A 14,756-nucleotide genomic window follows, 5' to 3' on the forward strand; every position below is an offset into this window, starting at 1 on the left:
AATCGGCGCCCTGGCAGCACCTCAAGTCCCTTTTTTTCAGCCGCTGTTTGCAGGCTTTCGTCCACGGACGAATCACTGACGGACACGAGCGTAGTTCTCCCCCCTCGGGCGCGCCCATAGAAAGCGGCCTTCGGTGCTCACTGATGCTTTCGGCGTTCTGCCGGGAAAATTTGGGAGGCGCACTCCCCGTCCTTCGCCCCTTGCGTGAAGGAGCGTCAGCAGAGCATGAACCATCCCGCGGACATCTTCACCTGCGCCGCAGTCCGACTGGCATGCCATTTGCGCCCGATTAGCGCTCTTTGTGTGAATGTATTCCGCGCCTAAAGTGACAAAGCCCACACGGAATGCCGGAACCGTAGCTTTTCTGTCATCGCAGCCGCAGAATCAGCTGGCTCATTGTCAGTTTTTCTGCCGACCGTGTGACATCACCACGGCGGCAGCTCGTGGGGGGTCACTATGTCGCCGTTCTCGGCGAACAATTTCTGCCTGCCCGGAAGCAGGAAGGCCCGCGCGAGACGCGCGCGCCTGGCCAGACGCACCGGCGTCGCGTTGGCCGTCCTGTTGGTCACGACTCTGCTTCCGACAGAGGCTTGGGCGGCGCCGCCAGGCAGCCGCATCGCAGTACAGCTGCCCGACCTGCAACCGGACCTCAAGGCCAAGCTGGACCAGGTTGCGGCGGCCAAGCTCCAGGGATGGGACGGCCAGGCAGCACCGCCGCCGGCAGGGTACGAGCCGTCGATGGTGGCACCGCCACCGGCAGGCAGCGCCAGCGTCGCGTTGACGCCGACTTCCGGCGACCTCGTCCAGGCGGGCTCCCTCCCGGTGAGCATCGGCAAGGTCCAGGCTCCGGAGAACAGCCCTGCCCCGCCCGCTCCGTCGGGCACGTGGTCGGTGTCGGTCGAATCCCGTGCCGCGACCGAGGCCGCGAATGTCGACGGCGCTCTGATCAAGGTGACGCCGCCCGCAGAAGGATCGGCTCCCGCCGACGTCCTGCTCGACTACACGAAGTTCAGGGACCTCTACGGCACCGAGTGGGCTACCCGCCTGCAGCTCAAGCAGTACCCGGAGTGCTTCCTCACCACGCCGACACTTCCCGAGTGCTCCGCCTCCAAAGACGTCCCCACCACCAACGACCCGACCACCAATACCGTCCGCGCCACCGTCGACCCGGCCACTGCGCCTACCCAGGGTCTGACCACCATGGCCCTGAGCGCCGCCTCGGGCGGCGGATCCATGGTTCTGGCTGCCTCCGACGGTGCCGTCGGCGCAGTCGGCAGCTACAAAGCCACCCCCCTGACCCCCTCGGGCTCCTGGTCGGCGGGCGGCAGCGGCGGCGGATTCTCCTGGACGTATCCCCTCAGTGTCCCCCCGGCACCAGCCGGTCCCACGCCCGCCATCGCCTTCACCTACGCCTCCCAGGCAGTGGACGGCAAGACATCCGTCTCCAACGGCCAGGCGTCGTGGGTCGGTGACGGCTGGGACTACAACCCCGGGTTCATCGAGCGCCGGTACCGCTCCTGCGCCGACGACCGCGCAGCCAAGCCGAGCGCACCGAACAACGACAACACCACCGACAAGAAGAAGGCGGACCTCTGCTGGGCCGGCGACAGCATGGTCATGTCGCTCGGCGGAGGCACGACCGAACTGGTCCACGACACCGCTTCCGGACAGTGGGTCCCGGCCTCCGACGACGGCTCCAAGGTGGAGCGCCTCACGGGAAGCACCAACGGCGCCCAGGATGGCGAGTACTGGGTCGTTACCACCCGTGACGGCATGCGGTACCACTTCGGCCGCCACAACGTGGGTACCCACGGCGACGGCACCACGCCGGCAGTCGTCACCAACTCCGTCTTCACCGTGCCGGTCTTCGGCAACCACCCCGGCGAGCCCTGCCACAAGACGGCCTTCGCCGACTCCTCCTGCACCCAGGCATGGCGCTGGAACCTCGACTACGTCGAGGACATCCACGGCAACTCCATGATCATCGACTGGGCGCAGGAGAAGAACCGCTACGCCAGGAACCAGAAGTTCCAGGAGAAGGACCCCGCCAAGGTCGAGTACGTCCGCGGCGGCTACCCGACCCGGATCCTCTACGGTCTGCGCGCCGACAACCTCGCGGGCGCTCCCGTCGGACGCGTCGAGTTCGGCGTGAAGGAACGCTGCGTCGAGGAGGGCAGTATCAAATGCGGTGACACCCAGTTCGAGTCCAAGAACTACGGCGACAAGCAGGCCTGGTGGGACACACCGTCCACCCTGCACTGCAAGGCGGACGCCGAGAACTGCTACATCTCCTCGCCCACCTTCTGGACCCGCAAGCGCCTCACCACTGTCACCACCTACGGCCAGCGCACCGAGGGCTCCACAGCTCTGTCCAAGGTGGACCAGTGGACGCTGACCCAGTCCTTCCCCAAGCAGCGCACCTCGACCCACCCGCCCCTGTGGCTTGAGTCGATCACACGCACCGGCTACGGCCCGAAGAACAGCGAGCAGGGCACGTCCCTGCCCGCGGTGTCCTTCATCGCCAACGCCGTCGACATGCCCAACCGCGTGCGCACCCAGACCCAGGACCCCCGACCCGGCTTCGACCGCCTGCGCGTGGAGACGATCCGCACCGAGACGGGTGGCGAGATCCAGGTCGACTACTCCGACCCCTGCCCCATCGGCACCTCGCACCCGGATCCCGACAAGAACACCACCCGCTGCTTCCCCGTCCACTGGTCGCCGGACAGCGATCTGGAGAAGCCCCCGCTGGAGTGGTTCAACAAGTACGTCGTCGACAAGGTCGTCGAGAAGGACCGCGTCGGGCGCCGACCGGATGTCACCACCTCCTACACCTACGAGGGCGACGCCGCCTGGGCCAAGGACGACGACGAGTTCGTCAAGCCGGAACTGCGCACCTACAGCCAGTGGCGCGGCTACGCCAGCGTCGTGACCAAGCACGGCGTCACCGCCAACACGGGCGCTCCCGACGCCACCGAGCAGTCCCAGACCCGCACCCGCTACTTCCGCGGCATGTCAGGCGATGCCGGACGCGCCGAGATCACCGTCAAGGACTCCAGCGGAGCAGAGGTACTCGGGGTCGACTACCCGCAGTTCCAGGGGCAGGCCGCCGAGACCCTCAGCTACGACAAGGCCGGGGGCAGCGTCGTCTCACGCGTCCTGACCTGGCCGTGGCGAAGCGCCAAGACCGCCAGCCGCCCCAGGGACGGCACCACGGCACTCGAGGCATACCGCCGCAGTGTCGAGCGCAGCGAGGAGATCCAGTCCCTCAGCGGCGGAAAGTCCCGGAAGGTGCAGACCCGCACCGCGTACGAGGGCACGTACGGCTTGCCGCAGACCGTGCAGGTCACCGCCATGACCTACGACGGCACCAGCTGGACGACGGCCGAGCAGACCTGCACGGCGACCAGCTACGTCCACAATCCCGACAAGAACCTGATCGGCCTGCCGCAGCGCGTCACCAAGACAGCGGGCGACTGCACGCAGACCCAGACCGGAACCGTCCTCGCCGACGCACGCACCGCCTACGACGCCAAGGACGCCTTCGGCACAGCCCCGGTCAAGGGCCTTGTCGCCCAGGTCGACAGCCGCGACGCGGCCGGCACCGGATGGGTGACGACGGCGCGCGTCGAGTACGACGCGCTCGGCCGGGAGGTCAAGAAGTACGACGCCGCGGGCAACGCCTCGTCCTCCTCCTTCAACCCGCCGACGGGGGCGGTGTTCTCCGTCACCGGAACCAACGCCCTGGGCCACATCACCACGACCAAGGTCGACCCAGCCCGCGGAACCGTGCTCGAGGCAATCGACGCGAACGGCCGCAAGGTCACCACCGCGTACGACGACCTCGGCCGCTCGGTCAAGGTGTGGGCCCCCTCCCAGAACCCGGTCACTGACCAGGCCGCCTACACGTTCGAGTACCAGGTCTCCGAACACAACACACCGACCGTCATCACGAGGGCGCGCAAGGACGACGGCTCCTACAGCACCTCGCTCACGATCTACGACGGTCTGCTGCGCCCCCGCCAGACCCAGTCCGAGGCTCTCGGCGGAGGCCGTATCGTCTCGGACACCCTCTACGGCGCGAACGGCACCGTCAGCCAGACGAACAACGGCTACCACGCCGAGGGCGCTCCGGACACGAAGATCTTCGTGCCGGAGTCTATGACGGCCGTCCGGAGCTCTACCCAGACCGCCTACGACGGCCTCGGCCGGCCCGTGCGCACCACGACCCTCCACGAGGGCGTGCCCCAGCAGTCCAGCACCGTCGAGTACGGCGGTGACTGGACGCGCACCCGCACCGGCATGTCGGCAACGGGCACGGCACCGCTCCCGGGCAGCCGCGCGGTCAAGACCACGACCGACGCCTTCAACCGGACCACCGCGGTCGAGCACTACACCACCACCAACCTCGACCCGGCAGCCAATCCCACCACCAACAAGACGGTCTACACCTACGACGTCCGCGGCAAGCTGGCCAAGGTCACCGACCCAGCAGGCAACAACTGGACGTACACCTACGACGCCCGCGGCCGCATGACGTCCTCCGACGACCCCGACACGGGCAAGTCGACCTTCACCTACGACAACCTCGACCAGCAGGTCTCCGTCACCGATTCACTCGGCCAGGCCCAGTACTCGACGTACGACGCCCTCGGCCGCAAGACCGCAGTGCGCGACAACGCAGCCGACGGCCCCCTCGTCTCGTCCTGGACCTACGACACCCTGCCCGGCGCGAAGGGGCTGCCCGTCGCGTCGACCCAGTACTGGGGTGCGGCCGCGTACAAGAGCGAGGTCACGGCCTACGACGCCGAGTACCGCCCCACGGGATCCAGGATCACCGTCCCGGACACGGCCACGACCAAGGGCCTGGCTGGCACCTACGCGTACAGCACCACCTACACCCCGACGGGCCAGGTGCAGTCCACCACGGTCCCCGCGACACCCGGCGGCCTGGCCGCCGAGAAGCTCATCACCCGCTACGACCGCGACGGCATGCCCCTGACCATGTCGGGCCTTGCCTGGTACACCGCCGACACGGTCTACAGCCCCCTCGGCGAGGTCCTGCGCGCAGCGTCCGGCAGCGCACCCAACCGGGTGTGGTCGACCAACCGCTTCGACCCCCACAACGGACGACTCCTCGAATCCACGAGCGACCGCGAGACGGCCAACCCCAACCGCATCTCGTCCCTCTCCTACACCTACGACGCGGTCGGCAACCCGACCTCCATCACCGACACCCAGGACGGAGGCCGCACCGACCGCCAGTGCTTCCAGTACGACCCCATGGGCCAGCTCACCAAGGCCTGGACCGGCAAGACCAAGGACTGCACGGGCCCCACCCTGAGCGATGTCACCCCCGGTCCCGACGGTGACGGCTACTGGCAGGAATACGAGTTCGACGCGATCGGCAACCGCACCAAACTCGTCAACCGCGACCTGACCAGCACGAGCCTGGACGACACCACCACGTACACCTACGGCGTGAGCGTCACCGGCAACGGCACCCAGCCGCCCACCACCACCCAGCCCCATGCCCTCACCAAGGCGGACACGACCACCAAGAGCGCCGGCTCCACCGTCAACTCCGTCTCCACCTACACCTACGACGCGGTCGGCAACACCAAGACACGGCGCATCGCCGGCGACACCCAGACGCTGAACTGGGACCGGCGAGGCAAGCTCACGTCCGCCACCAGCCCCGGCATCGGAGCGGTGGCCGTCACCGGCCTCTCCGGCAAATGCCTGGACGTCGAAAACGGCCAGACCGCAGACGGCACCCCGGTTCAGCTGCAGTCCTGCAACGAGTCCAGGCCGCAGCAATGGCGCATCAGCGGCAACACCGTCCAGGCCCTCGGCAAGTGCCTCACCGCCGACAGCGGCAAGGCCCGCCTGTCCGCATGCAACACCGCCGATGCCCGCCAGCAGTTCACCTACAAGGCCGCGGACAAGACCCTGGTCAGCCAGACCACGGGCCAGTGCCTCACCGTCCCGAACGCCAACGACGCCGACGGCAACGACCTCGCCATCTCCGACTGCCAGACCGGATCCGCCGCCCAGCAGTGGGCCTTCTCCGACACGACCACCTACCTCTATGACACCTCGGGCAACCGCGTCGTCGAGGCGACCGGCAGCTCCCGTACGCTCCACCTCGGCGAAGCCGAGATCACGGTCGACACGACCGGGCAAGCCATGGACGCCGTCCGCTACTACGCAGGCTCCGGCGGCCTCACCACCGTCCGCCGCACCGGCGGAAAGACCCAGGGCCACAAGCTCTCGGTCCTGCTCTCCGACCACCACAACACCGCCACCACCAGCATCGACCAGACCGCAGGTCAGGCGATCACGCGCCGCAAGTCCGACCCGTACGGCACCCCGCGCGGCAACCAGCCCTCGGACTGGCCCAGCAGCCGCACGTTCCTGGGCACCGGTGTCGACGACAACACCACGGCACTGACTCACATCGGCGCACGTGAGTACGACCCCGCCACGGGCCGCTTCATATCCGTCGACCCGGTCATCGACATCACCGACCCGCTCCAGATGAACGGGTACACCTACGCAGCCGGCAACCCCGTCTCCGGCGCAGACCCGTCGGGCCTGCGCACCGAGGAGTGCGGCACGCTCTACGACTGCCACGGCAACACGGTCATCACCGCATCCAACTCACACGACATCACCTACGTCTCGACGAACCGGCAGATCCGCTACTACGAGACCCACGCCCCGTCACCGGATTACCACGGCGGCCGCGGGGCCCGGGACGAGTCCTGGACCTTCACTCGGTACATCAAGCAGGTCTTCATCAACCAGGGCATGAAGTACCCCACAGGGTTCGACTTCAAGCCGGGCCACTTCCTTGCCGGCATGGTGCAGGGAACGTTCGACCTGGCGGACAAGGCGAATCCCGTCACAGCCCTCAGCGGTGCCTTCGGCGGCCCCACCAACGGCGGCCTCTACCGCTCGGTCATGCAGAAGCTGGGCGTCGACACCAACCGTTACGACTACCAGGTCGGCGAACTCCTGTCGCCGGTCCCGGGTGGCGGTGCTGCCAAGTTCCTAGAGAAGGCAGCAGTCCGCGCCGAAAAGACCGAAGCCCGAATCGCAACGGCCGAAGCACGTATTGCGTCGGACGGATGCAACAGCTTCGCGCCCGGGGCGCTCGTCCTCATGGCCGACGGCTCGTCCAGGCCGATCGAGGATCTCGAACCAGGCGACAAGGTCGTCGCCACCGATCCCGCAACCGGTGAAACCGTCGCCAAGGACGTGACTGCCACGATCCAGGGTGAAGGAACGAAGCACCTGGTCGAGCTCACGATCAATGCCAACGAAGACACCGGCTCCTCCAACACCATCACCGCCACCGACAATCACCCGTTCTGGGTGGCGGACCTCGCCAAGTGGGTCGATGCCACCGACCTCCAGCCTGGGCAGTGGCTCCGAACCAGCGTCGGCACGCTGGTCCAGATCACAGCGGTCAAGCGCCACACCTCTCAGCATGCAACGGTCCACAACCTCACCGTTGCCGACCTCCACACGTACTATGTGCTGGCGGGGGCTACTCCGGTCCTGGTTCATAACTGCGGAGTTACGCGTGGCGGTAACGAAAGCACTTACTCTATCTCGCATGATGCGAGTGGAAGTGGCGTGATTGCCGACCTCGATAGTGACGGCATTCTGACCATGATGATGCACAACAATCCCGGCAAGGGTTCGCCGTTGCGGGGTAAGGCGATGTTCGACGAAGTTATGGGCCACTTCGGGGACCGAGTTCAGGGCGTTCAGGGGATCTGGGTCTATGGAGATAACCTTGGAGGCTTCAATGAAGCTGTCCGTGGAGGTGCGAGCCTCGTGTCGGCAGCCAAGGGAACCTGGACTGGAAGACAGGCAGCCAGATATGGCTTCACTCGCGCGAGGATCGATGAAGCAGTTCCGAGGCTCGACGGGGACTTCCAGCAAGTCCTGGCCACATTCCGAAGATGAGGGAACTGATGGACGAGGAAAATGAACGATTGGCACGCTTGGCCGTCGAGTACCACGAAATTGGGTGCAGCATCGCGGAGATCGCCGATCTCCTAATCGACAAGCATCCGAACTTGAGGTTGGCGCCGTTCCGGCTGGCCCAGGTACTTCGATCGGCCTTCGGTCTTTCGGTTCGTGACCTGCAATACGTCACCGCGTGGGTGCAAGGTGAGATTTCACTGGAAACCCTGGAGGAGCGCCTTCGGGTGACTCGGTAAGTCAGCTTCAGTCCATAACACTGCTGTGGACATTTCGAGAGGCCCCACCGAATGGATATGGTGGGGCCTCTCGGGCGTTTGATGGCACCGCTGACGGCAACGTCAGCGGACGCCTGCCGCGGCGGGTGGGTCGTCTGGGTTGTCGTTGACAGGGCCGAGGGCGCCGTTCAGGGTGTCGATGGCTTGGCGACCTCACCGCCAGTCTCCTGAGCGACTGGCGCGGCTCTCGGGCCTGGAAGATCGAAGGGACTCGGGGAGCGGTGGCCTTGAAGGCGAACAGCCCCGACGAGGCGACCGCCCGGGACAAGGCCGCCGAGATGGCCCAGGAGGACGGACACCTCCTCCGCCTCACCGCAGCTGGGGCCCTTCGCCCCGACTACCGCATCGACGCCGGCCCTTGGGACGGGGGCCGGTGGCTCGCGGTCGGCTGGGTCGACGGCGTTCCGCTGTGGCGGGCGCTCGCCCTGGCCCGCGGCCCCGAAGGCGACCGTCCGTCGGTCCGGCCCTGGCTCCAGCAGATCGCCCGCAGCTGGGCCGAGCACCTGGCCGGCATGCACGCGGCCGGCTGGGCTCACGCCGACGTCCAGCCCACCAACACCCTCATCGCCGCAGGCGGCCGCGCCGAGGTCATCGACTACGCCCTCGCCTGCGGCCCCGAACCGGATGGGCGCTTGCCGTACCGCGGCGCTCTGACCCACACCACCGCCCCGGAGATCGCCGCCGCCGTCCTTGCGACCCCAGACGACGCACACGTTCAGGCGCGGCCTGCCGCCGACGTGTGGAGTCTGGGCGCCTCCATGTTCTGGTGCTGGACCGGCCACCGCCCCGTCCCCTACGACGACAGCCTCGACCGCCCGGACAAGCTGGCCGTCATCGCCCAAGGCCGCACCACCCCGCTGGCCGACGTACGGCCCTGGCCGTTCGCCGACTTCGAGGCCACCATCACCGCCTGCCTGGCCCCCGACCCCGCCGACCGCCCCACGGCCAAGGAACTGACCGCAGCATGGTGACCCTGCGCGCCCTGACCCTCGACGACGCCCCCGCCCTCACCCGCATCTACAGCGGCGCATCCGTCCGCTACACCACCGGCCGCGCGCTCCCCCTCGACCAAGCCCAGGAGAAGATCCGCAGCGCCCTTGCCCGGGCGGCCGAGACGCCGAGGGCACAGTGGAGCTGGGGCATCTTCGCCGCCGACGAGATGATCGGCCTCATCGCTCTGCGCCGCCGCTCGCCCGTCATAGGCACCATCAGCTACATCCTGCGCGAGGACACCTGGGGCCGCGGCCACGCCACCGACGCAGCCCGGCAGGTCGTCGCCTTTGCCTTCACCACCGCCGGCCTGGACCGAGTGGAAGCCATGCACCATCCCGCCAATCCGGCCTCCGGCCGCGTCCTGGCCAAGGCCGGCTTCATCCACACCGGCACCGCCGATCACCCCTCCGCCGACGGCACGGCCGTGCCGTACGAGACGTACGCAATCCGACACCAGAGGAGCTAAGGCACAGGAGAGGGTCGCACCGGGAGGGGCCTGTGAGTGTCCGGGGCTGGCCGCGCCGTCAGGACAGCTTGCCCCGGCTCGGCGGGTCAGCGGCGGCCGACGGTGCCGCGGACGAGGGCGTAGGGCATCACGCAGAAGGCCCCGACGGTGACGGCGACGATCAGGGTGAGGAACAGCCAGTAGGCGAAGCCGTGGCCGTTGGAGGAGGCGAGGAACCACCCGTACGTGAGGCTGGTGAGGATGCCGGTGAGGGCGATACCGGCGGCCCATCCCACCAGGGTGAGTCCGAAGCCGAGACCGATGTACGCCCAGAACAGGGCGGGGCCGGCCACGGCCGCGATGGCCAGGAACACCGGGTAGTCGATGTCCCGGCCGCCGATGTAGTCCGTGAGCTGAGGGACGGAGATGAAGGCCCATAAGCCCATGTAGGCAACGGCGATGGCGACGGCGACGGTCGTGATCACGCGGGCGGGGCGGGTGGTGGGAGGGGTGTTCGCGGCGTCGGTCATGAGGCGGTGGACTCCTTCTCCTACGGCGAGCAGGGCAGTCGGCTCCGCTCCGGTATAGCCGCTCCGGGCCACAGGGGTGCGTGCTTCCCGGTAAGGCCACCCCGGCCGCGAAGAACGCGCCACTCGAAGCGGTGACGATCGCCGCGCTTTCCGCGGCCCGTTCCGGGTCCTTGCCCAAGCCGTTCTTCGCTCCCTTCCTGCGGAGGTTGGCCATGTGCTGTCCGACGGGAACCATCTCGTCGTCCTCGCCCCACGCCGCGTCCTGCCGGGGCGCAAGGGGTCCGGTGGCTCCGCCGGTACGACCGCAGGGCGGCGAGCTTGGCCTCCCACGCCTCCTCGCCCGGTTCCCACACCATCCCGGCCTCCGGCGCGCCCAGCAGGGTCTTGCGCCGGTCCTCAAGCTCCCCGGCCCGCAGAGCCTTGCGCTGCTGGTGCACCCACCGCCCCAGCGGGAACGCCTTCGTGACCCCGACCTCGGTCTTGGTGTCGTACGGGACCGCGTGCAGGCCGGTGATCCCGTTCTCCGCGCGCCACCGCAGCAGTGCCTGGTAGCCCTCCAACCACACCAGTGACTCCGGCTGGTAGACCCTGGTGCGCAGGAACGCGGCGATTGTGGCCGCGTCCCGGGGCGAAGAGAAGTGCAGCAGCGCCGACTCGGCCGCCGCGTCGGAGCCGTCCTCCTGCTCCCCGCGTGGAACGAGGCCGTTTCCGGGGCGGCTGCTGCATCACGTCGCTGGCAGAAGTCCGCACTCATCATCCTCTTGATCGGGAGAGCCGATCGGCGTTAACGTCGCCCTTTACTTTGTGTTACGAGAAGAGCACCACCTGCACGTGTGATGGGGTCTGGTGCTTCCCGGGGGGTGTCGTGCCAGAACGCACTGCGATGGCGGCTGGTCTACCGCCGATCAGTTTCGTGGCTCATCAGATGCGTACGGGTGGGATGGGCGGCGCCCGGGACGACTTTGAGAAAATGATCACCGAGCTCGCGGACGCCACGATGCCCGGTGTCCGCACCATCACCGCCAACCCGGGTGACTGGGGCATCGACGCGTTCGCCGGCGACCTCGGTGGCTCCATCACGGTCTGGCAGTCCAAGTACTTCCATCCCGTCACCGCGGCTACACACCAGCGGACGATCAGGGAGTCCTTGCAGTCGGTGATCAAGCAGGCGGCCGAGCACGGGCACACGGTGAAGATGTGGATCCTGTGCATCCCGTCCAGCATGGATGGACCGACCGCGAAATGGTGGGACAAGTGGAAGAAGACCCAGGAACGTGACCACAACCTGGTCATCGACCTGTGGGACGAGACGCAGCTTACGGTCAGACTGCGGACTCCAGAAGCCGATCATGTGCGCCGCGCTTACTACGAACCATTCACGGCAGCGCCTCCCGATCACGAGGAAGCTCGGACCGTCCTGGAAGTAGACGAGGACAAGGCGGTTGCCTTCGACTCTGCGCTCTTCGTCAGACAGATGAGGGAGGCCGGCCATCTTGAGCTCGATGGCGCCAAGCGCCAGTTCTTCAACGCGGACTTGGTCGCACGCGAGATCGCCCATAAGGGCGTGCCGTCGGAGGTCAACGCCCTGGTGTCCACGGACGCGACCCTCCATGGCGTATGGGAATCCCGCTTCAACGAGTGCTGTGCTGACGACAGCCTGCGCAAGTTGCACAGCCTGGTCTGGGCCGACGTCCGGACAGAGCACCCACAGCTGCCCAAACAACTGAGGCTGGAGGTAGCGCACGCCTGGGGACTGGTTCACCGGCTCGTGGACAACCGAAAGGCCGGCTGGGTCAAGCACTGGCGCACCGTTGCCGCCGCTCACAGCGAAACCGATCAACACAGTCAGCAGCCCCCGCATGAGCCTCCGACCGACGATGAGGAGTCGCCGTGGACATCGACCGCCCGGTAGTCATGCCGGAGGACGAGGTCCAGTTCCGGCTGGCTCAGCTCCTTCTCCTCATGAATGCCATGGCCAACCAGAAGCCGTATGGCGCGAATCTGGAACGCATTGCTTACTACGACTTCCTCTCAGCGAACCCATTCCTGGTGGTGGAACCGGACAGCCGGGAGGCGTCCCTGCTGCGTCTTGCGGGCTTCGACCCGAGGGTGCTCTCATACGCGTCCTCGGGACAGCGATTCACCAGCCGCCGAGAACGCATTCAGCATGACCTGAGCCTGCTGGTGGCCTACGGATGCTGCAGCGTCGTGAATGAGCAGGGCGGACTCGTCTACCGCATCACCTCTGCCGGACGTGATCTGAGCACTCACCTCACCACGATCTACGCCAGATCCTTCACCCCCGCAGCCGAAATGGTTGTTGGAAAGCTCCGTCGCCTTAGCGACGCCCGCCTGCGTAAGGAGACCGCAGGCTGGCTGCGTGTCGACGGCAACAACCGGACCGCCGCAGCTCTCGCCAGCGTTCTTGGAACCGTAGACAACGGCAGGACAGTACTTCAGCCGCTTGACCAGCCCTTCGCGGAGGACGACCGATGACCGAAGCACATGGCATCCGCGTACGACGTCTGCGCCTGGTGGGTATCGCTCGCAACTACGACATCGACTTCACAACAGAGGGCCGCGTCCGAGATCTCTCTGTCATCTCGGGAGCCTTCAGCTCCGGCAAGACAGCCGTCCTCGAGTTCGTCGCCTACTGCCTTGGCGCCAAGAACCACCCCAGACACCCCGAAGTCCTCCGCAAGGTCCGCTCGGCCCTGTTGGAAGTCGAGCTCTCCGGCGACAGCCACATCATCGAACGCGCCGTAGGCGAGCCCTCCACCGTGGCCTTCGTCCGCCAAGGACGACTGGACCAGCCCTCCTTCTCCACCATCGAGAAGAAGATCATCGCGCCGGCTGGCGACCCCCAAAGCCTGTCCTCTCTCCTGCTGAGCCACTGCAAGCTGGAAGGCGTGGAACTGCGGGAAGCGCCAACCAACGCAGAATCACGCACCGACCCGCTCAGCATCCGCGACCTGATGTGGCTGACCTTCCTGCCCAACGAACGAGTCGCTGACAAGAACTTCCTCTTCGAAAACAGCCCCCCGCGCAAGCACAAGCTGCGCCAGGTCGTCGACGTCGTCTTCGGCGTCCACGACGACCGCGCCGTAGAACTCGGATCACGCATCAAACAGCTCGAGGGACGCCTCAACCGTTCGCAGGCCGAGCTAGCCGCAGCCACCGCCTTCGTCGCCGAACAAGACGGTGAAACTGCCACCGACCCGCAGACCCGCCTGACCGCCGAGGCCCAGCTAACGGCGATCACCGCACAGCTCGAAGAACTCGATCAGCAGGCCCATGCAGCCACCAGCTTCGCCGAAGAGCTGCGCCAGACTCACCGGCGCTCCGCAGAGGAGGCCCGCACAGGCTCCGCCGTTCTGCGTGACCGGGAAACACAGCTTGCACGCATGCTTCCCCTGCGCGCTCAATACGCCGACGACCTCCTCAAACTCGGCATGCTGGCTCAAGCGCGGCAGCTGTTCGACCCTCTCCGTGTCCGCACGTGTCCCGCCTGCCTGAACCGGTTGTCTGTCCCGCCCCACGTCCTCGACGGGCACTGCAGCATGTGTGACCACGACCTGCCGGAGATGCCTGGCCTGACCCTCGGGGCTGCGGCCGACAACAGCATCAGCGCACAAGCTGAGCAGCTGGACGTCGCGGCCGAGATCCGTTCGACGAAGGCCCGGCTCAAAGAGATCACTACGTACATCGAGGAACTCGATGCCTCACTCTCCTCTGCCAGACAGCGGGCTCAGACCGCCAGCTTGGAGGAACAACGTGCGGCGAAAGCCCTCGACGAAGCCACCTCACCCACCGTCTCAACCTTCCTCGTGGCCCGAGACGAGCTGCATCGCCGCAGAGAGGCGGTCACCCGCCAGATCGATCAGTTGAACACCGCGTTCAAACTCCAAGAAGGTTTGGCCAAGCGGGCCGGAGTCGTGAACCGCCAAGAGGCGAACCTGAGCCAGCTTCGTGAGGAACTTGCGCAACTGGGTGATGCCACCCAGGACCGAAATGAAGTACTCCGACAGATCAGCACGCGGTTTGGCCGTCTCCTTGCTGAGTGGCACTACCCCAAACTCAGCCAGGCCCACATGGCGAACGACCTGACACCCTTTGTACGTGGCGAGCCCTACCAGGTGGCGTCTTCAGGAGCCAGAACGCTCATCACCCTCGCCTGGCAACTGGCCGTCTTCGAAACCGCCTACGAGAGCGGGGCAGCGCACCCCGGATTCCTCATGATCGACAGCCCTCAGAAGAATCTCGGACACGGCACCGGCCGCGACACCCTCATCGCGGACGCTGTCAGCACCGACGACTTCTACCGACACCTCACACAATGGCTGGCACATCATGGCAACGGGGCGCAGGTCATCGTCGCCGACAACAGCCCCCCCGAGCTGATCGAGGACCGCGTCATCGTCCGCTTCAGCCGCGACGAGACAGAGCCGCCCTACGGCTTGATCGATGACGAGACGGGCTGAAAACAAGACCATCCGAATCAGGTCCTGCCCG

8 protein-coding genes and 1 pseudogene are annotated in these 14,756 nt (G+C 66.7%); 7 read left to right on the forward strand and 2 right to left on the reverse strand.

Going from position 1 to position 14,756, the window contains the following annotated elements; genetic code table 11:
• The first annotated feature begins 777 nt into the window (after window positions 1-777).
• From AB0953_RS29765 to AB0953_RS29780, 4 genes are all read left to right on the forward strand, one after another.
• Window positions 778-7,980: a ricin-type beta-trefoil lectin domain protein gene (locus AB0953_RS29765; RefSeq protein WP_366862670.1), complete on the forward strand. Its 7,203-nt coding sequence runs from the start codon at window positions 778-780 to the stop codon at window positions 7,978-7,980.
• Window positions 7,977-8,237: a hypothetical protein gene (locus AB0953_RS29770; protein ID WP_366862671.1), complete on the forward strand. Its 261-nt coding sequence runs from the start codon at window positions 7,977-7,979 to the stop codon at window positions 8,235-8,237. Before AB0953_RS29765 ends, AB0953_RS29770 begins: the two co-directional genes overlap by 4 nt.
• 260 nt (window positions 8,238-8,497) lie before the next feature.
• Window positions 8,498-9,247, forward strand: coding sequence for a protein kinase (locus tag AB0953_RS29775; RefSeq protein WP_366862672.1), 750 nt, complete (start codon window positions 8,498-8,500; stop codon window positions 9,245-9,247).
• Entirely contained in the window at window positions 9,241-9,735 is a 495-nt protein-coding gene (locus AB0953_RS29780; protein WP_366862673.1) for a GNAT family N-acetyltransferase, read from the forward strand. Before AB0953_RS29775 ends, AB0953_RS29780 begins: the two co-directional genes overlap by 7 nt.
• Window positions 9,736-9,821: 86 nt before the next feature.
• Here AB0953_RS29780 and AB0953_RS29785 read toward each other — a convergent pair whose 3' ends face one another.
• Window positions 9,822-10,244, reverse strand: a complete 423-nt coding sequence (locus AB0953_RS29785) for a hypothetical protein (protein WP_366862674.1) — start codon at window positions 10,242-10,244, stop codon at window positions 9,822-9,824.
• A 130-nt stretch (window positions 10,245-10,374) separates the two neighbouring features.
• Window positions 10,375-10,930: pseudogene (locus AB0953_RS29790) on the reverse strand (helicase associated domain-containing protein); the annotation flags it as partial.
• 284 nt (window positions 10,931-11,214) lie between these two features.
• On the opposite strand from AB0953_RS29790, the gene AB0953_RS29795 reads away from it, so the two are divergent.
• Genes AB0953_RS29795 through AB0953_RS29805 form a run of 3 tightly spaced genes read left to right on the forward strand, consistent with a single transcriptional unit; the run spans window position 11,215 to window position 14,725 of the window.
• Complete coding sequence (locus tag AB0953_RS29795; RefSeq protein ID WP_366862675.1) at window positions 11,215-12,156, forward strand: serine/threonine protein kinase; 942 nt, start codon at window positions 11,215-11,217, stop codon at window positions 12,154-12,156.
• Complete coding sequence (locus tag AB0953_RS29800; RefSeq protein ID WP_366862676.1) at window positions 12,135-12,740, forward strand: ABC-three component system middle component 2; 606 nt, start codon at window positions 12,135-12,137, stop codon at window positions 12,738-12,740. Before AB0953_RS29795 ends, AB0953_RS29800 begins: the two co-directional genes overlap by 22 nt.
• Window positions 12,737-14,725: a DNA recombination protein RecN gene (locus AB0953_RS29805; protein ID WP_366862677.1), complete on the forward strand. Its 1,989-nt coding sequence runs from the start codon at window positions 12,737-12,739 to the stop codon at window positions 14,723-14,725. The genes AB0953_RS29800 and AB0953_RS29805 overlap by 4 nt, the downstream gene beginning before the upstream one ends.
• Window positions 14,726-14,756 lie beyond the last annotated feature (31 nt).

Origin of the sequence: Streptomyces sp. NPDC046866 (assembly GCF_040704625.1) — a bacterium.
Lineage (GTDB): Bacteria > Actinomycetota > Actinomycetes > Streptomycetales > Streptomycetaceae > Streptomyces.

Coding starts and splice junctions, on each gene's coding strand:
- AB0953_RS29785 (WP_366862674.1), bottom strand. CDS start 10,244: ATGACCGACGCCGCGAACACCCCTCCCACCACCCGCCCCGCCCGCGTG.
- AB0953_RS29795 (WP_366862675.1), top strand. CDS start 11,215: ATGATCACCGAGCTCGCGGACGCCACGATGCCCGGTGTCCGCACCATC.
- AB0953_RS29780 (WP_366862673.1), top strand. CDS start 9,241: ATGGTGACCCTGCGCGCCCTGACCCTCGACGACGCCCCCGCCCTCACC.
- AB0953_RS29770 (WP_366862671.1), top strand. CDS start 7,977: ATGAGGGAACTGATGGACGAGGAAAATGAACGATTGGCACGCTTGGCC.
- AB0953_RS29805 (WP_366862677.1), top strand. CDS start 12,737: ATGACCGAAGCACATGGCATCCGCGTACGACGTCTGCGCCTGGTGGGT.